The sequence below is a fragment of the Aquibium sp. ELW1220 genome (assembly GCF_030398385.1).
GTDB lineage: Bacteria > Pseudomonadota > Alphaproteobacteria > Rhizobiales > Rhizobiaceae > Aquibium.
The window spans coordinates 1-21,307 of sequence record NZ_JAOAOQ010000019.1 but is presented as its reverse complement, the minus strand read 5'-3'; the positions used below and the strand labels follow the sequence as shown (position 1 = coordinate 21,307).

Genomic DNA, 21,307 nt, shown 5'->3' with positions numbered 1-21,307 from the left:
GCAGACCCGCCGGCGCCCGGGACCCGGGGTGGGTGGCGTACCGGTTGCGGTAACAGAGTGCATGGGAGTCAGGACCCCTGGTCAGGATCGCGCCTTGGACAGATGCTCAGGCATTTAAGCACGGCGGAGGGTACGGGCAATCTTCGTGACCTATGGTGCAATCTTGGTGTCCCGATCATGGAACGGATAGACTGACAGTTCCAGTTCTCTGCGCAACCACCCGGCCATGCGCAACTCGACGATCGGGCTGGGAATCCCGACCGCCTCGAAGGCCGCCGGTCTCTTCCCGGCCCGGACGTCCCATTCGCATGCAAACCATGAGCGTCGAAGCGCGCATCACAGGTCCTGCCTTGCCCCTCCCCCTTGCCTCCCCGCCCGAATCCCGCTTCAACGCCGCGCATGACCAGACCCATCGTCATCGCCGTCGACGGACCAGCCGCCTCGGGCAAAGGCACCCTTTCCCGCCGGCTGGCCACGCAGTACGGGCTGCGCCATCTCGATACCGGGCTGTCCTACCGGGCGGTGGCGCAGGCGCTGCTGGCATCGGGGCAGCCGCTGGACGACGAGGCGCTGGCGGTCGAGGCGGCGGGAGCGGTGGATTTCACGGTTTTCGACCCGTCGGTGCTGTCGGCCCATGCTGTGGGCGAGGCGGCGTCACGGGTGAGCGTGTTCCCGCCGGTGCGGCGCATCCTGGTCGACAAGCAGCGCGCCTTCGCCATGGACCCGCCGGGGGCGGTGCTCGACGGGCGCGACATCGGCACTGTGGTGTGCCCGGACGCCGACGTGAAGCTCTACGTTACCGCGAGCCCCGCCGTGCGGGCGGGCCGGCGCCACCGCGAGATCCTGCGGCTCGGCGGCCAGGCCGACTACGCGGCGATCCTCGCCGACATCGAGCGGCGCGACGCGCGCGACATGGGGCGGGCGGATTCGCCGCTCAGGCCGGCCGACGACGCACACTTGCTCGACACCTCGCAAATGAGTATAGAAGCCGCGTTCCTTGCGGCCTGCGCCATCATTGACGAGGCGCTGGCGGCACGGAACTGACCGGAAGCAGCGGCGGCGGACCTTTCCTTTCGCGAGCGAATGGAAGTCCCACCGCCCTTTTGCGTTCCGGATGAACGACGCCTGCCCGCATTCAGACTGCACCGGACCGGCCGCCGCGGCGGCCAAACGCTCGAGACGAGCGGAATGCGGCTCCAGGCGAACCGAAACACGAACCACCGGTGCCGCCCCGTCCGAGATGAGGTGCGGGGCATCCAGGAGAACCAATGTCGGAATTCAATCCATCCCGTGACGATTTCGCGAGCCTGCTCGAAGAGTCCTTCTCCGAAAGCCACTCCGCCGAGGGCTCGGTCGTCAAGGGCATCATCACGGCCATCGAAAAGGACATGGCCATCATCGACGTCGGCCTGAAGGTCGAGGGCCGCGTCCCGCTGAAGGAATTCGGCGCCAAGGCCAAGGACGGCCAGATGAAGGTCGGCGACACCGTCGAGGTCTATGTCGAGCGCATCGAGAACGCGCTGGGCGAGGCCATGCTGTCGCGCGAGAAGGCTCGCCGCGAAGAAAGCTGGGTTCGCCTCGAGGAGAAGTTCTCCAAGGGCGAGCGCGTCGAAGGCGTCATCTTCAACCAGGTCAAGGGCGGCTTCACGGTCGATCTCGACGGCGCCGTGGCGTTCCTGCCGCGCAGCCAGGTCGACATCCGCCCGATCCGCGACGTCACCCCGCTGATGCACAACCCGCAGCCCTTCGAGATCCTCAAGATGGATCGCCGTCGCGGCAACATCGTCGTGTCGCGCCGCACCGTGCTGGAAGAGAGCCGCGCAGAACAGCGTTCGGAGATCGTCCAGAACCTCGAAGAGGGTCAGGTGGTCGAGGGCGTGGTCAAGAACATCACCGATTACGGTGCGTTCGTCGACCTCGGCGGCATCGACGGCCTGCTGCACGTCACCGACATGGCCTGGCGCCGCGTCAACCATCCGACCGAGATCCTCAACATCGGCCAGACGGTCAAGGTGCAGATCATCCGCATCAACCAGGAAACGCACCGCATCTCGCTCGGCATGAAGCAGCTCGAGGCGGATCCGTGGTCGGAGATCGGCACCAAGTTCCCGCTCGGCAAGAAGATCACCGGCACGGTCACCAACATCACCGACTACGGCGCGTTCGTCGAACTGGAGCCGGGCATCGAGGGCCTCATCCACGTTTCGGAAATGTCGTGGACCAAGAAGAACGTGCATCCAGGCAAGATCCTGTCGACCACCCAGCAGGTGGACGTCGTGGTGCTCGAGGTGGACCCGCAGAAGCGCCGCATCTCGCTCGGCCTCAAGCAGACGCTCGAGAATCCGTGGGAGGCCTTTGCCCGCAACCACCCGACCGGTTCGGTGGTCGAGGGCGAGGTCAAGAACAAGACCGAGTTCGGTCTGTTCATCGGCCTCGAGGGCGACGTCGACGGCATGGTGCACCTCTCCGACCTCGACTGGAACCGTCCGGGCGAACAGGTCATCGAGGAGTTCAACCGCGGCGACATGGTCAAGGCGCAGGTGCTCGACGTCGACATCGACAAGGAGCGCATCTCGCTGGGCATCAAGCAGCTCGGCCGCGACGCTGTCGGTGAAGCCGCGGCTTCCGGCGACCTCCGCAAGAACGCGGTCGTCACCTGCGAGGTCATCGGCGTCAAGGACGGCGGCCTGGAAGTGCGTCTCGTCGACCACGACATGGACACCTTCATCCGCCGTTCGGACCTGTCGCGCGACCGCGACGAGCAGCGCCCCGAGCGCTTCTCGGTCGGCCAGAAGGTCGATGCCCGCGTGACGCAGTTCGACAAGAAGACCCGCCGCATCAACGTTTCCATCAAGGCGCTCGAGATCGCCGAGGAAAAGGAAGCGGTGGCGCAGTTCGGTTCGACCGACTCGGGCGCTTCCCTGGGCGACATCCTGGGTGCCGCGCTGAAGAAGCAGACCAACTCCTGACGAACCCTTCCGGCCTCCGGGCCGGGATGATGATGACGCCGGAGCGATCCGGCAGACCCCGCCGGAGCGATCCGGCGGGGTTTTTTCTTGGGACCCATCCGAACGTCCCTTCGACCTCCGGTGGAACCGGGCTTCGCCGTCGGCGTTTGCCTCGAACAACGGACGACAGCCCGTCGCCTGCGAACCAAGGAGATCCGAGATGAACCGCAATCAGATGGAAGGCAACTGGGAGCAGCTCAAGGGCAAGGTGCAGTCGCAGTGGGGAAAGCTCACCGACGACGACCTGCAGGTCATCGAGGGCGACCGCAAGCAGCTCGCCGGCCGGCTCCAGGAGCGTTACGGCAAGGGCCAGGAAGAGGCCGATCGCGAAATCGACGAGTGGCTCGGCCGCAGCTGATCCTCCAGACTCTTTTCCAGTGACGCATATCCAAGGCGCGGCCCGCGAGGTCGCGCCTTTATTCTATCTGGCGTGCCGAAATCTGGATGATTTGCGGCTCCGGGCGGTTGTCATATTCACGACGTTCTTGACCCGCAGTGTCTCTGCCGTCAGGCTCACTGAAAATAGGCCGGTTTCTCATGCGGGTGTGCGGCATGTTCTTCGTTTCCACTCGACTTGCAGAGAAGGGGCTGCGCTGCGTCGCGGCTGCGTTCCTTGCCGTCGCCAGCGCCTGGCCGCTGCCCGCGCATGCGAGCGACCCCATGCTCGGCGTCACGCTTTCGGAACGACTGGCTGACGGCGACCGCGATGGCGCGATCGCTCTGCTGTCTGCGGCACTGGTTCAGGAGACCGAGCCGCGCGCCCGCAGCGACCTGCTGGAACAGAAGGCCCGGATCGAGACGGAAGCCGGGCGGCCAGCGCAGGCAGCCGCGACTCGGCTGGCACTCGCCGACCTGATTGCGGCCGAAGACGGGGAGAACGCTCCGGATCTCATCCTGGTGCTGGATGCGGTGGCGGGTGACCTGATCGCCGCAGGCCGCCCCGGCGAGGCTGTCGACGCCCTCGACCGTGCACTCGCCATCGTCCGCTCGGCCGGCCTTGCCGAAACGGCGCAGCCGCTCCTCGACAGGCTTGCCGCCATCGACGATCCGGACGCGGCCGAACGCGCCCGCTCGGTCGCCGATCTCCATGCGCAGGAGACGGACCGTCTGGCGGAGACGGGCCGCAGCTTCGACGTCGACCCGGACACGAGCTACTCGACCGTCAGGATCTACTACGCCACCGACCGCGCGCGCACCGAGGAGACCCTGCCAGCCAAGGTCTACGGCGGTGATCGCGGCGAACTCGAACTCGGCACCGCGACCGTCAGCATTCCCGAAGTCCACAAGCCCGGACGGATCGAGAAACCATCGATCTGGACCTTCGACTTCAGGGAAGATCCCGAGCGCCACATCGTGCTGCTGTCGGTCACGCCGAAGACGGACGAGGACGTGTTCGTCGAGATGCGGGCACAGGTCGCCGAGACCGGCAAGGCGGAGGCCTTCGTCTTCGTGCATGGCTTCAACGTGCCGTTCCACGAGGCCGCGCAACGCACGGCGCAGATGGCCTACGACATGAATTTCGACGGCCTGCCGATCCTGTATTCGTGGCCGTCGCGCTCCTCGCTGCTGGCCTACATCGCCGACACGGCCGTGGTGAACCTCAGCGGCCGCCGGCTCAGCCGCTTCCTGGAGGACGTTGTGGCGAAGTCGGGCGCGCAGCGGATCCACCTGATCGCGCATTCCATGGGCAACCGCGCCCTGACCGACGCGCTGGAACTCTTCGCGCTGCGCTACCGCGGTTCGCAGCCCGCCTTCGACCAGGTCCTGTTCACCGCGCCCGATCTCGATGCCGGCCTGTTCTCCGAGATGATGAAGACAATCCGCGTGACGGCGCGCCGCATCACGCTCTATGCCTCCAACAAGGACTGGGCGCTGGCGGTGTCGCGTCGCCTGCACGGCGATTCGCCGCGGGCCGGCCAGGGCGGGCGCAACATCCTGCACGTCGCCGATGTCGACAGCATCGACATGACAGAGATCGGCGAGGACATGCTGAAGCACAGCTACTACGCCAACAACCCCTCGGCGTTGACCGACATCCTGTCGCTGTTCTGGCGCGATGCGCCCCCCGACAAGCGCTGCGGCATGAAGCGGGCGCAGGGCGAGCAGGGTTCCTACTGGCAGTATCTGCCCGCCGAATGCGACGGCGATGCGCTGCTGTCGACGCTCTCGCTGCTGCGGCTTGGCTCGATCAACTCGGCAAACGATGCTCGGTTGTTCATGAACCGCTTCATCATGCCCGTCACGATCGACAAGGAAGAGCGCGGCCGGCTCGAGGCCGCGCTGAAGAAGCTGTTCGGCGGCGACTGACGGTCTGCCGGCGCCGGGATCGCCCGCGGCTCAGGGCCGCTGCGGAATGTTCTGCGCCGCCTGGCTGGCGGGGCGCGCCATGCAGCGGTCGAGCCAGGCCAGGACGTTGGCCGACGTGTCGAGCCCGGTGATCCCGCCGGCCTGGTAGAATCCCTTGACGGTGTTGACCCACGGGAAGATCGCGAGGTCGGCGATGGTATAGTCGTCGCCCATGATCCAGGTCCGGCCGTCGAGCCGCGTTTCGAGCACGCCCATCAGCCGCTTGCTCTCGGCGGCATAGCGCTCGAGCGGGCGCTTGTCTTCGAAGGCGGCGCCGGCGAACTTGAAGAAGAAGCCGAGCTGCCCGAACATCGGTCCGAGGCCGCCCATCTGGAAGAACACCCACTGCATGGTCTCGTAGCGGCCGGCGGGATCCTGCGGCATCAGCTTGCCGGTCTTCTCGGCCAGGTAGACCAGGATCGCGCCCGATTCGAACAGCGGCAGCGGCTTACCGCCCGGGCCGTCGGGATCGATGATCGCCGGAATCTTGCCGTTCGGGTTGAGCGCCAGGAAGTCGGGCGTCCAGGTCTCGTTCTTCATGATGTTGACGAGATGCGGCTCGTAGGGGAGGCCGGTCTCCTCCAGCATGGCCGAAACCTTGATGCCGTTCGGCGTCGGGAAGGAATAGAGCTGCAGCCGATCGGGATGCTGCGGGGCATATGCGCGTGCGATCGGGAACGCGGACAGGTCGGTCATGCTGGTCTCCGGGAAGATAGGGGAAATCGGCCTTCGATCGCCCGATCATGCCCGGCGGCGTGCGTCGGGGCAATGACGCCGGCACCGTCCGTCGATGAACAGTCCGGCACCGCCGCGGCCGGTCAGCTGCCGTAGGCCTTGACCGCGATGACGGCATTGGTGCCGCCGAAGGCAAAGGAGTTGCTGACCGCGGCCCGGACCGGCCGGCGGCGCGCCTCGTTCGGCGTGACGTCGAGGGGACAGTCGGGATCGGCAACCCGGTAGCCCATGGTCGGCGGCACGATGCCGTCGCGGACGGCGTTGACGCAGGCGATCAGTTCGAGCGCACCCGACGCCCCGAGGCAATGCGCGTGCATGGACTTGGTCGACGAGACCGAAATGCTCGGCAGGTGCTCGCCGAAGACGGCCTGGAGCGCCTTGGTCTCCGTCGCGTCGTTCATCTTGGTCGCCGTACCGTGCGCGTTGATGTAGTCGACGTCCTGCGGCGCCAGCCCGGCATCGTCGAGGCAGGAGCGGATGGCGAAGGCCTGTCCATCCACCGTCGGCGACACGATGTCGGACGCGTCGGCCGACATGCCGCCGCCGGCGAGTTCGGCCAGAATAGTCGCGCCGCGGGCCTGCGCATGTTCCAGCGTCTCGAGCACCGCGATCGCCGAGCCTTCGCCCAGCACCAGACCGTCGCGATCGGCAGAGAACGGCCGGCAGGCTTCCTTCGCCAGGACGCGGAGCGATTCCCAGGCCTTCATGACGCCCCAGATGATGGGAGCGTCCGAACCGCCGGCCAGCATGACGTCGGCGCGGCCGGAGCGAAGCTGGTCCATCGCGGCGATGAAGGCGTGGTTGGACGACGAACAGGCGGACGTGACGCCGAACACCGGCCCGCGCATGCCGTGCACCAGCGAGACCTGGCCCGCTGCGGCGCCAGGCATGACCCGCGGCACGGTGAAGATGCCGGCGCGCGGCTTGTTGTCGAGCAGCAGCGCGCGGTAGTTCTCCTCGATCGCTTCCCAGCCGCACACGCCGGTCCCGACGATCGCGCCGATGCGCGTGGCGTTCTGCGGGGTGACGGCGATGCCAGACTGGCGGATGGCTTCGCCCGCCGCTATGGCCGCCAGAAGGCTGAAGCGATCCATCGTCGTGATCTGGCGGCGGTCGATCCCGTGGTCCGGGAGAACCTTGATCTCGGCCCCGATCGTGATCTTGAGATCACGGAGCGGCACGGTGGTGATCGGCCCGATGCCGACCACGCCATCCTTCATGGCCGTCCATATGGACGCGGCGTCGGTTCCCAGCGAGCAGAGACCGCCAAGGCCCGTGACGACGATACGGGGCCTGTTCATGCTGTCTTTTTTGCCTCGACCAGGCCGCGGACCGCTTCGACGATGTCGCCGACGTTGCGCAGGTTGCTCCACGCGTCGGCCGTGTTCATCTCGACCTCGATGCCGTAGTCGTCCTCGATGTCGAAGATGATCTCGGTCAGCTCGAGCGAATGGATGCCGAGAGCCGAAAGCTCCGTGTCCAGCGTGATCTCGCCTGCATCGGGCTGCGCATGCGAAGCAATGCGGCCGATGATGCGGCTGGAAATATCGTCACTCATTGGGCTCCATCCCGTTGTTCGTACCCGATGCTACTCGCTCCCGTCCAAGTTCTAGCCGCTCGAACCCGTATGTACAACGCCATACCGGAGGTCGGCTTGCGTCACGACCGGCGGAGAAGACCGCTCGACAGGTCCAGCGCAATCGCTATCGTGCGGACCGACGGAGGGACGGGATGTCGTTCGAGGGCGCAGTCGGGGCCGCACTGGCGGAGCAGAGGGTCGACGCCCGTGGCGTACTGGCGGTGCGCCGGCGCGTCGGCCGGACCCGCATCGAACGGCTCTTCCAGGAAGGCGCAGCCAAGATCCGGCTGCCGCAGGGCGCGGCCGATCCGCTCGAGGCCGTGCTGATCAACACCGCGGGCGGCATGACGGGCGGCGACAGGCTGTCCTGGACCGTGTCCGTGGGAGCCGATGCGCATGCGACGGTGACCACGCAGGCCTGCGAGAAGATCTACCGCTCCTCGGGCGGGGAAGCGACCTCGACCATCGTCCTCGACGTCGGCGCCGGGGCAAGCCTCGCCTGGCTGCCGCAGGAAACGATCCTGTTCGACGGCTCCGCCTTCCGGCGCACGATTTCAGCCGACTTCGCCCCGGGGGCGCGCGGGCTGATCGTGGAATCGGCGCTTTTTGGCCGCCTCACCATGGGCGAAACGCTGCGGCGCGGCCTGTTTGGCGACCGCTGGCGCATCCGCAGCGGCGGGCGCCTCGTCCATGCCGAGGATTTCGCCGTCGGTCCGGAAGTGGCGGCGCGTCTGGCAGCCGCCGCGGCGACCGCCGGTGCCCCCGCCATCGCCACCGTGCTGGCACTGCGCGACGATGCCGAGGACCTGCTTGATTCCGCCCGCGCGATCATCGGCGAAGGCGGCGGGGCCAGCGCCTGGCGCATCGGCGAGACTGGCAAGTTTCTTGCGAGGCTGATCGCCGAGGACGGATACGGCCTTCGCAAGCGGCTGATACCCCTGCTTCAGATGCTCAATGGAGCGGCAGGGCTGCCCAAAGTGTGGTCAATCTAGGGACGGATGCATGATTCTGACGCCGCGTGAAAAGGACAAGCTTCTGGTTTCCATGGCGGCGATGGTCGCCCGCCGGCGCCTCGAGCGCGGCGTCAAGCTCAACCACCCGGAAGCCATCGCGCTGATTACCGATTATGTCGTGGAAGGCGCGCGTGACGGCCGCTCGGTCGCCGACCTGATGGAGGCCGGCGCGCACGTCGTCACCCGCGAGCAGGTGATGGAGGGCATCGCCGAGATGATCCACGACGTTCAGGTGGAGGCGACTTTCCCGGACGGCACCAAGCTCGTCACAGTGCACGAACCGATCCGGTAGGACCGCCGGCCGACAGGAGCGCGCGATGCTGGAACTGAGACCCAACTGCGAATGCTGCGACAAGGACCTGCCGCCCGATGCAGCAGACGCGATGATCTGCAGCTTCGAGTGCACCTTTTGCGCCGATTGCGCCCAAGGCCTACTGGCCGGCGCCTGCCCCAATTGCGGCGGCGGCTTCGTGCCGCGACCGATCCGCCCTGCGCGACTCCTGTCGAAATACCCACCATCCGCCGCCCGCATTCTCAAGGCCGAGGGCTGCGCACCTGCCGGCCGCGCCGCCTGACGCCACCGACCAAGACCGAAGAGGGACCCATGATCCGGAAAATTGCCGCAACCGCCGCCCTGCTCGGCCTCACCGCCTCGCCGGCCTTCGCACATCTCGATCCCGTCGCGCACGGCTCCTTCGCCGCCGGCTTCTCGCATCCCCTGTCCGGCACCGATCACATCCTGGCGATGATGGCGGTCGGCCTGTGGGCGGCATTGCTGGCGCAGGCGGCCGATCGGCGCGCGCTCTGGCTGATCCCGGCGGCCTTCGTCGGAACGATGGTCATCGGCTTCGGAGCGGCGATGCTGGACCTGCCGCTGCCCTTCGTGGAACCGGTGATCCTGTCGTCCGTCGTCGTGATCGGACTGCTCGCGGCCGTCGCCCTGAACGTCCAGACCGTCCTAGCGATGGCCATGGTCGGCTTCTTCGCCGTTTTCCATGGCCATGCGCATGGCGGCGAGATCGGCCAAGCGGGTGCCTGGCCCTACGCCGCGGGATTCGCCTTCGCGACCGCGCTGCTGCACGCGGCGGGCGTGGCCGCGGGACTGCTGCTCGGCAAGGCGTTCGGGACCGCGAGCGGACGGCTGGCGACCCGGCTGGCCGGCGGGGCCGCCGCGCTCGGCGGCGTCTGGCTGGCCCTGGCCGGCTGACGGGAGGCCGCCATGATCCCCGGGGAAATCATCACCGCCGCAGGCGACATCGAACTCAACGCGGGCCAGCCGACCGTGACGCTGAAGGTCGCCAATACCGGCGACCGGCCGATCCAGGTCGGCAGCCACTATCATTTCTTCGAGACGAACGAGGGCCTCCGGTTCGACAGACAGAAGGCGCGCGGCATGCGGCTCGACATCGCGTCGGGCACGGCCGTGCGGTTCGAGCCGGGACAGGAGCGCGACATCACGCTTGTGCCGCTGTCGGGCGGACGGACGGTGTACGGCTTCCAGCAGAAGGTGATGGGGAAGCTCTGAAATGCAGGACGGGGGCGCAGCCAGCGGCAGTCACGCCCGAAGCCCGTCAATTGGCGGGTCTTGCCGCCGCGTAGATGATCGCGCCGCGCGCGTCGTCGAACTCGATCCCGAGCACATCCTGGGGCAGGATGTTGCGCGAATCGATGGCGTGGAAGAGCATCGCGTTGCCGGTGAGTTCGCGCCGCAGCGTTTCGATCTCGTCCCCATGCTCGGCCAGCTTCTCGGCGATCTCCGGCGGCGGCCCCCCCTCGGTCGCCGCGGCGTCCGCGAGAAAGACGATGTCGAGGCGATCGAGCACGGTCACCTTGCGCACATCGCTCGCCGACTGCCCCGCCTTCTCGATCGCAGCGATCACCCTGGCGGCATCGGCACCGGATTCAGCCTCCTCCTCGTGAACGTCGGACTGGACGATCGAGTCGATCGCCTCGGGCGCGTCGAGCCCCTGGGCGGCGACGGGAGCCGCCGTCAGCCCGGCCGCGAGCGATGCGCCAAGCGCCATCCGCGCGATGCGCGTCCATGGATCGTATCGGGTCAAGCCGGTCTCCTTCGGTCGGACGATCGGGTCTCGCTCAGCGCAAGCAGCGCGCAAGACTCTTGGCCGAACGAAGGCACCTGCCGGATGGTTCCCGGCAGGTCAGGACGAGAGCGCCCGAAGGCCGGACTAGTTTGCGTCCGGCAGCGGCGGCAGGCTGCGCAGGTAGAGCACGATGGCATCCAGGTCCTCGGCGCTCATCCGCGCGAGCAGTCCGTAGGGCATGGGCGGGAACATCGGCGAACCGTCGGGCCGCACGCCCTTGGTGATCATCGCCTTCAGCTCGGCGTCGGAATAGCCGCCGATCCCGTCCTCGTGCGACGTGATGTTGGCCGCGACGGACGTGCCCCACGGTCCGTGGAACTCGAACCCGCCCTGGCCGAGCGCCGTGTCGAGGAGCAGGCCCTGCGGCCCCATCGGCGTGTGGCACTCCATGCAGTGCGCGATCGGGCCGGCAAGATAGGCGCCATAGGCGACCGTGACGCCGCGCTCCGGCGCAGTGACGCTTTCGACCGGCGGGCCGTAGGCCGGCGGCAGCGGAATGCGATAGGTGGAGGCCGGCACTTCGTTGTCGACCGCCGGCAGCGTGCGCAGGAACGCGACCATCGCGTTCAGGTCGTCGTCGCCGAGCCCGCGATACATGGTGAACGGCATCGGCGGTCCGATCAGGCTGCCGTCCGGGCGGATGCCCTCGCGGATCGCCCTGGCCAGTTCCTCGTCCGACCATTGGGCGATGCGGCCCGAGGGAGTGATGTTCGGCGCATAGGCGGTGAAGAGCGGGTTGTCCTCCACCAGCCGGCCGGCGAGTTCCTGCTCCATGACGAAGCCGTCCGGCCCCATCGGTGTGTGGCAATTGCCGCAGCCGGCGATGCCCCGGACCAGATATTCGCCTCGTTCCACCGGGGTCTCGGCCTGAGCAGCCGTCATGCCGCCCAGCGCGATCAGAATCGCGGTCACTGTCCTGATGCTCATCTTTTCCTCCGATGGCTGGCACGCACGACGAATCTTCCCGTTCCGCGTGCATTTCTGGCTACGAGCGTGCGCAACTATGCCGCACCTTACCCGCGCGTCAATCGGACCCGGAGAAATCTCTCCGGCTCCTCACCGTTCTGAAGGGACCGACCCATGCCCGCACGCATCACCCGATCCGCCTATGCCCAGATGTTCGGCCCCACCGTCGGCGACAAGGTGCGGCTCGCCGACACCGAGCTCTTCATCGAGGTCGAGAAGGATCTGACCGTCTATGGCGAGGAGGTGAAGTTCGGCGGCGGCAAGGTGATCCGCGACGGCATGGGCCAGAGCCAGGCGACGCGCGCCTCCGGCGCGGTCGACACCGTCATCACCAATGCGCTGATCCTCGACCACACCGGCATCTACAAGGCCGACATCGGCCTGCGCGACGGCCGCATCCACGCCATCGGCAAGGCCGGCAACCCCGACACGCAGCCCGGCGTGACGATCGTCGTCGGCCCGGGCACGGAAGCCATCGCCGGCGAGGGCAAGATCGTCACCGCCGGCGGCTTCGACGCGCACATCCACTTCATCTGCCCGCAGCAGATCGAGGAGGCGCTGATGGCCGGGCTGACCACGATGCTCGGCGGCGGCACCGGCCCCGCGCACGGCACGCTCGCCACCACCTGCACCCCCGGCCCCTGGCACATCGGCCGCATGATCCAGTCCTTCGACGCCTTCCCGATGAACATCGGCCTGTCGGGCAAGGGCAACGCCTCGCTGCCCGGCGCGCTGGAAGAGATGGTGCTCGGCGGCGCCTGCGCGCTCAAGCTGCACGAGGACTGGGGCACGACGCCCGCCGCCATCGACTGCTGCCTGTCGGTCGCCGACGCCTACGACGTCCAGGTGATGATCCACACCGACACGCTGAACGAAAGCGGCTTCGTGGAGAACACGGTCTCGGCCATCAGGGGCCGCACCATCCACGCCTTCCACACCGAGGGAGCCGGCGGCGGCCATGCGCCCGACATCATCAAGGTCTGCGGGCTGCCCAACGTCATCCCGTCCTCGACCAACCCGACGCGGCCCTACACGGTCAACACCATCGCCGAGCATCTCGACATGCTGATGGTCTGCCACCACCTCTCGCCGTCGATCCCCGAGGACATCGCCTTCGCCGAGAGCCGCATCCGCAAGGAGACCATCGCGGCCGAGGACATCCTGCACGACCTCGGCGCCTTCTCGATCATCTCCTCCGACAGCCAGGCCATGGGCCGCATCGGCGAGGTGATCATCCGCACCTGGCAGACCGCCGACAAGATGAAGCGCCAGCGCGGCCGGCTGAAGGAGGAGAGCGGCGAGAACGACAATTTCCGTGCGCGCCGCTACGTCGCCAAGTACACGATCAACCCGGCCATCGCGCACGGCCTGTCGAAGGAGATCGGCTCGATCGACGTGGGCAAGCGCGCCGATCTCGTCGTCTGGAACCCCGCCTTCTTCGGCGTGAAGCCCGACATGGTGCTGATCGGCGGCATGATCGCGGCCGCCCCGATGGGCGACCCCAACGCCTCGATCCCCACCCCGCAGCCCGTCCACATGCGCCCGATGTTCGGCGCCTTCGGCAAGGCCACCACCAATTCCTCCGTCACCTTCGTCTCCAGGGCCGCCCTCGATGCCGGCCTGAAGCAGAAGCTCGGCGTCGACAAGGGCATGGTCGCGGTGGAAAACACCCGCGGCGGCATCGGCAAGCGCTCGATGATCCTCAACGACGCCACGCCGCACATCGAGGTCGACTCGGAAACCTACGAGGTCCGCGCCGACGGCGAACTCCTGACCTGCCCGCCGGCGACCGTGCTGCCGATGGCGCAGCGGTATTTCCTGTTCTGATCCCGTCATGTTCTGGCGCCCACGCTCGCCGCTCGATGCCGACGACGAGGCGTGGATCCTGGACTGCTGGAACTGGCTGAGCGCGAGCTTCCCAGCACCGTCCGACGCTGGCCCCCGCCCGCTGGTGCTGCCGACGCGCGACTTCTTCACGCCCGCGCGCGGCGACGATCGAACCGTCGCCGGCGCATGCTTCGGTCAGGTCGCACGGCTGTTCGGCCTCGATCCCGCGGCCTTCGACCTGGTGGAGCAGGATGCCTCCATCGATCCGGTGCTCGGACCGCTGCAGGTGGTCCAGAATGCACCGGCCGCTCCTGCGGGCACGTTCACGACCGGACAGGGCGGACGGCTGATCGTGAGTTACGATCCCGCGCTCGTGGCGCGGCCCATTCACCTGATCGCGACATTCGCGCACGAGATCTGCCATCCCCTGCTGCTGTCCATCGACGAGGCGCCACCCGGCGGCGAGGAGATGGAGGAGTTCGCGACCGATCTCGCGGTCACGTTCTTCGGCTTCGGCGTCTTCAACTGCAATTCGGCCTCCTCCTTCCGCGGCTATCGCGACGCCGCGACGGGGACCGAAGGCTGGTCGTTCGAGCGGCTGGGCTATCTCTCGCCGGCCGAGCGCGCCTTCGCGCTCGCGCTGTTCGTGCACCGCCGCCCGCAGGACGCAGCCGATCTGCGGACCCACCTCGAGCCCGGCTGTCTGGCCTATTTCCGCAAGGCGGAGAAGTATCTCGCGGACAACCCTGCGGTGACGGCCGGCCTGTCGGCGTCCCGGTAGGAGCAGAGCGCCCGCCGCGTGAAACCGTGGTCGTAAACCGAGCGCCGCCCGGCGTGCTCGATTGCGCCGAGGAAACGGCTGCCGTAAAACCCGATGCCTTTCCTCAGGAAATCTCCGATGCAGCGTCCCGTCATCCTCGCCGTCGGCGCGCTCGCTGCGACCCAGCTGATCGGCTGGGGAACCACGTTCCAGGTCGCCGCCGTGCTCGGCCCGGCGATGGGCGGCGCCGTAGGCCTGCCCCTGGCGGCCGTGCTGTTCGGACCGACCATCATGCTCGTGGTCATGGCTTTCGCCTCACCGTTCCTTCCCCGCGCCGCGACGTCGTTCGGAATGGCCCGCACCATGGCCGCGGGGTCCGCGCTTGCCGCGGCGGCCCTGCTCGTGCTTGCCTCGGCCGCGCAGCCCGCTGCGTTCCTTGCCGCATGGGCGCTGCTGGGCCTCGCCGGAACGGCGGTTTTGACGACGCCAGCCCAGATCGCGCTCGCGGCGATCGCGGGCGACGGCGCCCGGCGGGCGCTCGGCGTCCTGATGCTGATCGCCGGGCTGTCGTCGAGCCTGTTCTGGCCCATCGCGGCCGCGCTCGAAGCCTGGATCGGCTGGCGCGAGACGCTCGTCGTCTTCGCAGCCCTCCATCTCGCGGTCTGCGCGCCGCTGCATCTCACCCTGCCGCACATCCCGCCCGCGGCGCCGGCGTCCGGCAAGCCCGAGGCGCGACGGCTGGGGCCGCCAACCGGAAGGCGCGTCTTCGTCCTGCTCGCCGGCGCGATCTCGCTCAACGGCTTCATCAGCTGGGGCTTCGCGCTGACCCTGATCGCCCTCTTCGAGGCCCGCGGTCTCGACCGGGCCGAAGCCGTCACGGCGGCGTCCGCGATGGGCCTGGTCCAGATCGCGGCGCGCGCGGTGGACTTCGCAGGCGGCGCGCGCTGGAACGGCCTGACGACCACGATCGCGGCCGGCGTCCTACTTGCGTCCGGCCTGGTCGTCCTCCTGATCGGGACCGGAACCACGGCCGTGATCGCCTTCGTGCTGCTCTACGGGACGGCGACCGGCGCCCTGGCGGTGGCCCGCGCCACGCTGCCGCTCGTCTTCTTCCCCGGCGACGCTTATGCGGCCGCCTCCGCCCGGCTGGCGCTGCCGCTGAACCTCGCCTTCGCCGCCGCGCCGCCGGCCTTCGCGGCGCTGCTCTCCGGCTTCGGGCCCGGCCTGGCGCTGTGGATCGCGCTCGCCGCCTCGCTCGCCGCCCTCGTCCTGCTTCTGGCCCTGCGCCGCCATGCCCCGGACGAAGCGATGCTCCCGCCCGCGGGGCAGGCCAGCGCATGAAAAACCCCTTTGCGCTGCATTGGCTCCCCGCCCGTTTCAGCGCAATATGCCACCCATGAACAGGATCACGCGGATCGGCCGGCTCGCGGCCTATGACGAGGACTTCGCGCTGTGGAGCGCCGAGCAGGCGGCGCTGCTGCGCGCCGGCCATCAGGACGGGCTCGATCGCGAAAACCTCGCCGAGGAGATCGAGAGCTTGGGACGGAGCGAACGCAAGGAAATCCGCAAGCGGCTGAGGGTGTTGCTCGCCCACCTCCTCAAGTGGCAGCGCCAGCCGGCGAAGCGGAAGGGCGGCTGGGCGTCCACGATCCTGACGCAGCGACGGGAGTTGCACCGCACGCTGGCGGAAAACCCGAGCCTTCGGTCCCATCCATCGGATGTTCTGGACGAAGCCTATGAGATCGCCCGTCTGAAGGCCGCCGACGAGACCGGCCTGCCTATGGCCACCTTCCCGGCCGTCTGCCCCTTCACCATCGACGAGATCCTCGATCCCGACTTCCTGCCCGACGCGCCCTGAGCGGCGTTCTTCCCCTTCCAGACAAGGCATCGCATCTCCCATGATCTACGTCGTCGCCACGCTCACCATCAAGCCGGGTTCGCTGGAGGCGCTGCGGGCGCCGGCCGAGGCCTGCATCGCGGAGACGCTGAAGGAGAAGGGCTGCATCGCCTACGAACTCTACGAGAGCCTGTCCGACCCGTTGAAACTGGTCTTCGTCGAGAAGTGGGAGACCCGCGAGCACCTGACGGCCCATTCGAAGCAGCCGCACCTGGCGGTGTGGCGCGATGCGAGCGCGCCCTATCTCGTATCGCGCGCGATCGAGATCGTCCATCCGGAGAAGGTGGAGGCGTTTTGACCGTGGCGCGCGGCGCGCCGCCGTACTAGATTTCGACCATGGGCAAGACACTGGCCAAGACCCCCGACACGCTCTACGAGCGGGACTTTCACGCCTGGCTGATGGACCAGGCCGAGAGGCTTCGCGCCCGCTCCCACAACGACATCGACTGGGACAACCTTGCGGAGGAGGTCGAAAGCGTGGGACTGAGCCAGAAGCGTGAGATCCGCAAGCGGCTCGGCGTCCTGTTGATGCATCTGCTGAAGTGGGAGCACCAGCCCACGCAACGAAGCCATAGTTGGCAATCGACGATTTCCGAACAGCGGGCGCATGTGCAGGGCCTCATCGAGCTCAGTCCTAGCCTCGCTCGGTTTCCCGACGAGTCGATGGACTGGTCCTACCGCTGGGCTGCGCGACATGCGGCACGCGAAACAGGGCTTGCGCCCGCGACGTTTCCGCAGAAGCCGCCATACACCGCCGCGCAGGCCCTGGACGACGCCTTCCTGCCCGGTCCGCCGTGGACGGCGGACGATCTCATCCGCGATTGAGGACACACCCCATGTACCAGGCCGTCGGAACGCCGGGATCGCGCCTGACGCGCGTCACGTGGATGCTGGAGGAGCTCGGCGAGCCCTACGAGATCGTCAAGGCCAAGCAGCACACGGAGACGATGCGGCGCTACAACCCGACCGGCAAGATGCCGGCGCTGGTGGACGGCGACTTCGCGCTGGCGGATTCGGCGGCGATCTGCAGCTATCTGGCCAAGAAACACGCCGACAAGGGCATGGGCCCGGAGCCGGGACTGCGCGGCGAGGCCGAGATGGAAGCCTGGATGCAGTTCGCGCAGTCGGAATTCGAGGCGCCGCTGTGGAACAAGATGCGCCACAAGTTCGTGCTGCCGGAGCCCTGCCGGGCCGACGTGGGTGCCGCGACCGCGCATGATTTCGCAAGCGAGGTGAAGGCGCTGGAAACCAAGCTCGGCGGCCGTCCCTATGCGCTCGGCGACCGGTTCTCGGCCGTCGACGTCATCCTCGGCCATTGCGGCTACTGGGCCCGTGGCGGCAAGTTTCCGGTCGAATCCGACCGTGTCAGGGCCTATCTGGAGCGCGTGCTGTCGCGCCCCGCGCTGGAGCGGGCACGCCAACGGGAAAAGGACGCCGCCGCCGCATGAAGCTCAACCTCAACACCGATTTCACCAAGCTACCCCGGGCCGGCCGCGTGCTGCGCGCCGCCGATCTCGAACCCGAGGCGAGCCGACCGCTGCCATTCGACCTCGCGGTGCTGGCGCATGACGAGCGGCACCTGCGCCGCCGCGTCGTGTCTCTGGTGCATGGCGACCGAATCCTCGTCGACCTCGCCGACCCGGTCTCGCTCGACCATGGCGACGTGCTGGTGCTCGACGATGGGCGCCGCGCCGAAATCATCGCCGCGGACGAGGAGGTCTACGACATCCGCGCGACGAGCCCCGTGCATCTGTCGGAACTCGCCTGGCACATCGGCAACCGGCACCTCGCCGCGCAGATCGAGGCGAGCCGCATCCTCATTCTGCGCGACCACGTCATCAAGGCGATGCTGGAGGGGCTGGGCGCGACGGTGACGCTGGTGACCGAGCCGTTCCAGCCGGTGCGCGGCGCCTATTCCGGCCACGGGCACGAGCATGGCCATTCCCATGATCATGGCCACGCCCACGAACATTCCCACGGACATGGGCATTCGCACGGCCACGCGCATGGCGGAGACGGAGATCGCGACCGCTTCGGTCGCCTGCCCGGCGACCCGCACTACGGCCACAACCATGCATGATGGCCTTGGCCCTTCGGCGCTGCTGCGCCTGATGGCCTGGCTGTCGCCCACCTTTCCGGTGGGTTCGTTCACCTACAGCCACGGGCTGGAGCGCGCGGTGCATGACGGCCTCGTCGACGGACGCCACGGGCTGGAGGGCTGGATCGAGGCGCTGCTCCACCATGGCTCGGCCTGGAACGACGCGGTGCTGTTTGCGGAGAGCTGGCGGCGCGGCGCTTCGGGCGAGGATGTCGGGACGGCAGCGGAACTGGCCGAAGCGATGGCCGGCTCGCGCGAGCGCCACATGGAATCGACGCTTCAGGGCGCGGCCTTCATGACGGCCGCTTCCGCCTGGGGCGAGGGCGCGGTCGCCCTGCCTTATTGCGTCGCCGTCGGCTCCACCGCCGGCCGGCACGCCGTGCCGCTGGAAGCCGCGCTCGGCGCCTGGCTCCAGGCCTTCGCCTCCAACCAGTTGCAGGCGGCCATCCGCCTCTCCGTCATCGGCCAGACCGACGCGGTCGGCCTGCTCGCGGCGCTGGAACCGGCGATCATCGAGACGGCGGCGCGGGCGGGGCGGTCGACGCTCGACGATCTCGGCTCCTGTACGGTGACTGCCGAGATCGCCGCGATGAAACACGAAACGCAATATTCGAGGCTGTTCAGATCATGACCAAGGGCACGGGACCACTGCGCGTCGGCATCGGGGGGCCGGTGGGCTCCGGCAAGACGACGCTGACCGAGAAGCTCTGCAAGGCGATGCGCGAGGATTTTTCCATCGCGGTCGTCACCAACGACATCTACACCAAGGAGGACGCCATGATGCTGGCCCGCCTCCAGGCGCTGCCGGAAGAGCGGATCGTGGGCGTCGAGACGGGCGGCTGCCCGCACACGGCGATCCGCGAGGACGCATCGATCAACCTGCAGGCGATCGCCGAGATGAACCGCAGGTTCCCCGATCTCGACATCATCTTCATCGAATCGGGCGGCGACAACCTCGCCGCAACCTTCTCGCCCGACCTCGCCGACCTGACGCTCTACGTCATCTCGGTGTGCCAGGGCGAGGAAATCCCGCGCAAGGGCGGCCCCGGCATCACCCGGTCGGACTTCCTGGTGATCAACAAGAGCGACCTCGCGCCCTACGTCAACGTCGATCTCGACGTGATGCAGCGCGACGCCGCCAAACAGCGCGGCCAGCGCCCCTTCGGCTTCACCGACCTGTCGCGCGGCAAGGGGCTGGACGAGGTGGTGCGCTACATCGTCGAGATGGGCGGGCTCGCCTCCAGTCGTTCGGCGGCGTGAGGCGCGCGATGGCCGCGACGACGCTGATCGGACCATATCGGATCCTCAATCGGTCCCATCTGGAAAGGCGGGCAAAGAAGACTGCGGATCCGCGATATGTCTTCTATGTCGGCCTGCTTCGCAACGCGTCCTATGACGCTTATCTCGCCGAGATGGGGACAAGACTTATCGACGTTCCGGGATTCAAGAACAGCCCGGTCAGCGGTCGCACCGAAATTCTCTACTGTCGCCGCAGTGGCTGGATTGCGGACGGGCCGTAGGCACCTGCGACTTCGCCGCTGTGGCCGCCGCATCCGCCGCGGCTTGACCGCGCCGCTCCGCGGGAGGATATCGCGGGCTCGCGCCCTCCCCTTCCGGATTCGTTGAGACATGACCGCCACAGGCCGCCACTACCACGCCATCCCGGGGCCTTCGGTCATTCCCGACCGCGTCCTCAACGCGATGCACCGCGCCTCGCCCGACATCTATGGCGGCGAACTGCACGAGATGATGCCCGGCCTCTACGAGGACCTGAAGCGGCTGGCGCGGACGAAGCACCATGTCGCCGTCTACATTGCCAACGGGCACGGCGCCTGGGAGGCGGCCAACACCAATTTGTTCAGTCCCGGCGACCACGCGCTGGCGCTGGTCACTGGCCGTTTCGGCGAGGGCTGGGCGCAGGCGGCCGAGGCGCTCGGCGTGACGGTGCAGCGCCTCGACTTCGGCCGCCGCGACCCGGTCGATCCCGATGCCGTGGCGAAGGCCCTGGCCGAAGACCGTGGCGGGAAGATCAAGGTCGTGCTGATGTCGCATGTCGACACCACCACATCAGTGCGCAACGACGCGGCGGCGGTCCGGGCAGCGATCGACCGGGTAGGGCATCCCGCCATCCTCGCCGTCGACTGCATCGCCTCGCTCGGCTGCGACGTCTTCGAGATGGATGCCTGGGGCGTCGACGTGATGGTCTGCGCCAGCCAGAAAGGCATGATGACGCCGCCCGGCCTCGGCTTCGTCTGGCTCAACGACCGCGCGCTGCAGGCCGGCGCCGATGCGCGCTGGCGCACCCCCTACTGGGACTGGCGGCTGCGCACCAAGGGGGAGCAGTTCTACCACCGCTTCGGCGGCACCGCCCCGACGCATCATTTGTTCGGGCTGCGCGCGGCCCTCGACATGCTGATCCGCGAGGAAGGCATCGAGGCGGCCTGGCGGCGGCACGAGCGGCTGGCGAGCGCGGTCTGGACGGCCTTCGACGCCTGGGGCGAGGACGAGGGCAAGGCGTCGGGCATCGGGCTCAACATAGCCGACCGGTCCTGCCGCTCGCATGCCGTCACCAGCGTGCGCTTCGCCGCGCCGCTCGCCACCGAGATCCGCCGGTGGACGCAGGCCCATGCCGGGGTGACGCTGGGCATCGGGCTCGGCATGGCGCCCGACGGCGATCCGGCCGGCGACGGCTTCATGCGCGTCGCGCATATGGGCCACGTCAACACGCACATGACGCTCGGCGTGCTCGGCGCGATCGAAACCGCCATGGCCGCGCTCGCCATACCGCACGGTACGGGCGCGCTGTCGCGCGCGGCCGCGGTCCTCGCCTGACGGCGGGCGTCGGCTGCGCCTGCGTAGGGGAATCGCATTTGAGAAATAGGACTGGCGTGGAGGTTTGATCTGGATTCTTTGGATGGCTCCTATTTTGGAGTTTTCGGATGCCTTCCCTGATCACGATCTTCCGCGACATTCCCG

At 68.0% G+C, this 21,307-nt stretch carries 26 protein-coding genes; 21 read left to right on the top strand and 5 right to left on the bottom strand.

The genetic code is table 11. The annotated features are described in order from the left end of the window. The first annotated feature begins 399 nt into the window (after positions 1-399). From cmk to N1F91_RS17465, 4 genes are all read left to right on the top strand, one after another. Positions 400-1,044 carry a (d)CMP kinase gene (cmk, locus tag N1F91_RS17480; protein WP_289994235.1) on the top strand — a complete coding sequence of 215 codons (645 nt, stop codon included), beginning with the start codon at positions 400-402 and terminating at the stop codon, positions 1,042-1,044. A 224-nt stretch (positions 1,045-1,268) separates the two neighbouring features. Continuing rightward, on the top strand, positions 1,269-2,969 hold the full coding sequence (rpsA, locus tag N1F91_RS17475) for a 30S ribosomal protein S1 (RefSeq protein ID WP_289994234.1): 1,701 nt from the start codon (positions 1,269-1,271) through the stop codon (positions 2,967-2,969). Between the two features lie 199 nt (positions 2,970-3,168). Next, a complete protein-coding gene (locus N1F91_RS17470; RefSeq protein WP_289994233.1) occupies positions 3,169-3,366 on the top strand; it encodes a CsbD family protein in 198 nt (65 codons plus the stop codon). Between the two features lie 194 nt (positions 3,367-3,560). After that, complete coding sequence (locus tag N1F91_RS17465) at positions 3,561-5,315, top strand: alpha/beta hydrolase (protein WP_289994232.1); 1,755 nt, start codon at positions 3,561-3,563, stop codon at positions 5,313-5,315. A 30-nt stretch (positions 5,316-5,345) separates the two neighbouring features. On the opposite strand, the gene N1F91_RS17460 is transcribed toward N1F91_RS17465, so the two are convergent. From N1F91_RS17460 to N1F91_RS17450, 3 genes are all read right to left on the bottom strand, one after another. Further along, complete coding sequence (locus N1F91_RS17460) at positions 5,346-6,050, bottom strand: glutathione S-transferase N-terminal domain-containing protein (protein ID WP_289994231.1); 705 nt, start codon at positions 6,048-6,050, stop codon at positions 5,346-5,348. Positions 6,051-6,172: 122 nt separating this feature from the next. Then, entirely contained in the window at positions 6,173-7,390 is a 1,218-nt protein-coding gene (locus tag N1F91_RS17455) for a beta-ketoacyl-[acyl-carrier-protein] synthase family protein (RefSeq protein WP_289994230.1), read from the bottom strand. Continuing rightward, positions 7,387-7,647 carry an acyl carrier protein gene (locus N1F91_RS17450; RefSeq protein WP_187973342.1) on the bottom strand — a complete coding sequence of 87 codons (261 nt, stop codon included), beginning with the start codon at positions 7,645-7,647 and terminating at the stop codon, positions 7,387-7,389. Before N1F91_RS17450 ends, N1F91_RS17455 begins: the two co-directional genes overlap by 4 nt. A gap of 173 nt (positions 7,648-7,820) precedes the next feature. Here N1F91_RS17450 and N1F91_RS17445 point away from each other — a divergent pair, with 173 nt between their 5' ends. From N1F91_RS17445 to N1F91_RS17425, 5 genes are read left to right on the top strand one after another with little or no spacing between them, the layout of a single operon-like run. Continuing rightward, positions 7,821-8,660 carry an urease accessory protein UreD gene (locus tag N1F91_RS17445; protein ID WP_289994223.1) on the top strand — a complete coding sequence of 280 codons (840 nt, stop codon included), beginning with the start codon at positions 7,821-7,823 and terminating at the stop codon, positions 8,658-8,660. Positions 8,661-8,670: 10 nt separating this feature from the next. Continuing rightward, on the top strand, positions 8,671-8,973 hold the full coding sequence (locus tag N1F91_RS17440) for an urease subunit gamma (protein WP_126702212.1): 303 nt from the start codon (positions 8,671-8,673) through the stop codon (positions 8,971-8,973). Between the two features lie 25 nt (positions 8,974-8,998). Next, positions 8,999-9,256: a DUF1272 domain-containing protein gene (locus N1F91_RS17435; RefSeq protein ID WP_289994219.1), complete on the top strand. Its 258-nt coding sequence runs from the start codon at positions 8,999-9,001 to the stop codon at positions 9,254-9,256. A gap of 29 nt (positions 9,257-9,285) precedes the next feature. Beyond that, positions 9,286-9,888 (top strand): HupE/UreJ family protein, encoded by a 603-nt coding sequence (locus tag N1F91_RS17430; protein WP_289994217.1) that lies wholly within the window; start codon positions 9,286-9,288, stop codon positions 9,886-9,888. A 12-nt stretch (positions 9,889-9,900) separates the two neighbouring features. Then, positions 9,901-10,206: an urease subunit beta gene (locus N1F91_RS17425; RefSeq protein WP_289994216.1), complete on the top strand. Its 306-nt coding sequence runs from the start codon at positions 9,901-9,903 to the stop codon at positions 10,204-10,206. 46 nt (positions 10,207-10,252) lie between these two features. On the opposite strand, the gene N1F91_RS17420 is transcribed toward N1F91_RS17425, so the two are convergent. Beyond that, a complete protein-coding gene (locus N1F91_RS17420) occupies positions 10,253-10,741 on the bottom strand; it encodes a hypothetical protein (protein ID WP_289994214.1) in 489 nt (162 codons plus the stop codon). 126 nt (positions 10,742-10,867) lie between these two features. Beyond that, positions 10,868-11,710: a cytochrome C gene (locus N1F91_RS17415; protein ID WP_289994213.1), complete on the bottom strand. Its 843-nt coding sequence runs from the start codon at positions 11,708-11,710 to the stop codon at positions 10,868-10,870. Between the two features lie 153 nt (positions 11,711-11,863). Here N1F91_RS17415 and ureC point away from each other — a divergent pair, with 153 nt between their 5' ends. The 12 genes from ureC (at position 11,864) to N1F91_RS17355 (ending at position 21,163) form a co-directional block, all read left to right on the top strand. Then, the gene (gene ureC, locus N1F91_RS17410; RefSeq protein ID WP_289994212.1) at positions 11,864-13,576 is read left to right on the top strand and encodes an urease subunit alpha; all 1,713 of its coding nucleotides are present in this window, start codon (positions 11,864-11,866) and stop codon (positions 13,574-13,576) included. 7 nt (positions 13,577-13,583) lie between these two features. Further along, positions 13,584-14,357: a hypothetical protein gene (locus tag N1F91_RS17405; protein WP_289994211.1), complete on the top strand. Its 774-nt coding sequence runs from the start codon at positions 13,584-13,586 to the stop codon at positions 14,355-14,357. Between the two features lie 117 nt (positions 14,358-14,474). Continuing rightward, positions 14,475-15,677, top strand: a complete 1,203-nt coding sequence (locus tag N1F91_RS17400) for an MFS transporter (RefSeq protein WP_289994210.1) — start codon at positions 14,475-14,477, stop codon at positions 15,675-15,677. A 55-nt stretch (positions 15,678-15,732) separates the two neighbouring features. After that, a complete protein-coding gene (locus N1F91_RS17395; RefSeq protein WP_289994209.1) occupies positions 15,733-16,194 on the top strand; it encodes a DUF29 domain-containing protein in 462 nt (153 codons plus the stop codon). Between the two features lie 40 nt (positions 16,195-16,234). Further along, on the top strand, positions 16,235-16,531 hold the full coding sequence (locus N1F91_RS17390; protein WP_289994208.1) for a putative quinol monooxygenase: 297 nt from the start codon (positions 16,235-16,237) through the stop codon (positions 16,529-16,531). A 38-nt stretch (positions 16,532-16,569) separates the two neighbouring features. Beyond that, positions 16,570-17,058: a DUF29 domain-containing protein gene (locus tag N1F91_RS17385; protein ID WP_289994207.1), complete on the top strand. Its 489-nt coding sequence runs from the start codon at positions 16,570-16,572 to the stop codon at positions 17,056-17,058. An 11-nt stretch (positions 17,059-17,069) separates the two neighbouring features. Further along, entirely contained in the window at positions 17,070-17,681 is a 612-nt protein-coding gene (locus N1F91_RS17380) for a glutathione S-transferase family protein (protein WP_289994206.1), read from the top strand. Further along, a complete protein-coding gene (locus tag N1F91_RS17375) occupies positions 17,678-18,313 on the top strand; it encodes an urease accessory protein UreE (RefSeq protein ID WP_289994205.1) in 636 nt (211 codons plus the stop codon). Before N1F91_RS17380 ends, N1F91_RS17375 begins: the two co-directional genes overlap by 4 nt. Beyond that, a complete protein-coding gene (locus N1F91_RS17370; protein ID WP_289994204.1) occupies positions 18,306-18,962 on the top strand; it encodes an urease accessory protein UreF in 657 nt (218 codons plus the stop codon). The genes N1F91_RS17375 and N1F91_RS17370 overlap by 8 nt, the downstream gene beginning before the upstream one ends. Then, on the top strand, positions 18,959-19,591 hold the full coding sequence (ureG, locus tag N1F91_RS17365) for an urease accessory protein UreG (RefSeq protein ID WP_289994202.1): 633 nt from the start codon (positions 18,959-18,961) through the stop codon (positions 19,589-19,591). Before N1F91_RS17370 ends, ureG begins: the two co-directional genes overlap by 4 nt. Positions 19,592-19,599: 8 nt before the next feature. After that, the gene (locus tag N1F91_RS17360) at positions 19,600-19,851 is read left to right on the top strand and encodes a hypothetical protein (protein WP_289994200.1); all 252 of its coding nucleotides are present in this window, start codon (positions 19,600-19,602) and stop codon (positions 19,849-19,851) included. A gap of 109 nt (positions 19,852-19,960) precedes the next feature. Continuing rightward, entirely contained in the window at positions 19,961-21,163 is a 1,203-nt protein-coding gene (locus tag N1F91_RS17355) for an aminotransferase class V-fold PLP-dependent enzyme (protein WP_289994198.1), read from the top strand. Positions 21,164-21,307: the final 144 nt, after the last annotated feature.

Coding starts and splice junctions, on each gene's coding strand:
- cmk (WP_289994235.1), top strand. CDS start 400: ATGACCAGACCCATCGTCATCGCCGTCGACGGACCAGCCGCCTCGGGC.
- rpsA (WP_289994234.1), top strand. CDS start 1,269: ATGTCGGAATTCAATCCATCCCGTGACGATTTCGCGAGCCTGCTCGAA.
- N1F91_RS17470 (WP_289994233.1), top strand. CDS start 3,169: ATGAACCGCAATCAGATGGAAGGCAACTGGGAGCAGCTCAAGGGCAAG.
- N1F91_RS17465 (WP_289994232.1), top strand. CDS start 3,561: ATGTTCTTCGTTTCCACTCGACTTGCAGAGAAGGGGCTGCGCTGCGTC.
- N1F91_RS17460 (WP_289994231.1), bottom strand. CDS start 6,050: ATGACCGACCTGTCCGCGTTCCCGATCGCACGCGCATATGCCCCGCAG.
- N1F91_RS17455 (WP_289994230.1), bottom strand. CDS start 7,390: ATGAACAGGCCCCGTATCGTCGTCACGGGCCTTGGCGGTCTCTGCTCG.
- N1F91_RS17450 (WP_187973342.1), bottom strand. CDS start 7,647: ATGAGTGACGATATTTCCAGCCGCATCATCGGCCGCATTGCTTCGCAT.
- N1F91_RS17445 (WP_289994223.1), top strand. CDS start 7,821: ATGTCGTTCGAGGGCGCAGTCGGGGCCGCACTGGCGGAGCAGAGGGTC.
- N1F91_RS17440 (WP_126702212.1), top strand. CDS start 8,671: ATGATTCTGACGCCGCGTGAAAAGGACAAGCTTCTGGTTTCCATGGCG.
- N1F91_RS17435 (WP_289994219.1), top strand. CDS start 8,999: ATGCTGGAACTGAGACCCAACTGCGAATGCTGCGACAAGGACCTGCCG.
- N1F91_RS17430 (WP_289994217.1), top strand. CDS start 9,286: ATGATCCGGAAAATTGCCGCAACCGCCGCCCTGCTCGGCCTCACCGCC.
- N1F91_RS17425 (WP_289994216.1), top strand. CDS start 9,901: ATGATCCCCGGGGAAATCATCACCGCCGCAGGCGACATCGAACTCAAC.
- N1F91_RS17415 (WP_289994213.1), bottom strand. CDS start 11,710: ATGAGCATCAGGACAGTGACCGCGATTCTGATCGCGCTGGGCGGCATG.
- ureC (WP_289994212.1), top strand. CDS start 11,864: ATGCCCGCACGCATCACCCGATCCGCCTATGCCCAGATGTTCGGCCCC.
- N1F91_RS17405 (WP_289994211.1), top strand. CDS start 13,584: ATGTTCTGGCGCCCACGCTCGCCGCTCGATGCCGACGACGAGGCGTGG.
- N1F91_RS17400 (WP_289994210.1), top strand. CDS start 14,475: ATGCAGCGTCCCGTCATCCTCGCCGTCGGCGCGCTCGCTGCGACCCAG.
- N1F91_RS17395 (WP_289994209.1), top strand. CDS start 15,733: ATGAACAGGATCACGCGGATCGGCCGGCTCGCGGCCTATGACGAGGAC.
- N1F91_RS17390 (WP_289994208.1), top strand. CDS start 16,235: ATGATCTACGTCGTCGCCACGCTCACCATCAAGCCGGGTTCGCTGGAG.
- N1F91_RS17385 (WP_289994207.1), top strand. CDS start 16,570: ATGGGCAAGACACTGGCCAAGACCCCCGACACGCTCTACGAGCGGGAC.
- N1F91_RS17380 (WP_289994206.1), top strand. CDS start 17,070: ATGTACCAGGCCGTCGGAACGCCGGGATCGCGCCTGACGCGCGTCACG.
- N1F91_RS17375 (WP_289994205.1), top strand. CDS start 17,678: ATGAAGCTCAACCTCAACACCGATTTCACCAAGCTACCCCGGGCCGGC.
- N1F91_RS17370 (WP_289994204.1), top strand. CDS start 18,306: ATGCATGATGGCCTTGGCCCTTCGGCGCTGCTGCGCCTGATGGCCTGG.
- ureG (WP_289994202.1), top strand. CDS start 18,959: ATGACCAAGGGCACGGGACCACTGCGCGTCGGCATCGGGGGGCCGGTG.
- N1F91_RS17360 (WP_289994200.1), top strand. CDS start 19,600: ATGGCCGCGACGACGCTGATCGGACCATATCGGATCCTCAATCGGTCC.
- N1F91_RS17355 (WP_289994198.1), top strand. CDS start 19,961: ATGACCGCCACAGGCCGCCACTACCACGCCATCCCGGGGCCTTCGGTC.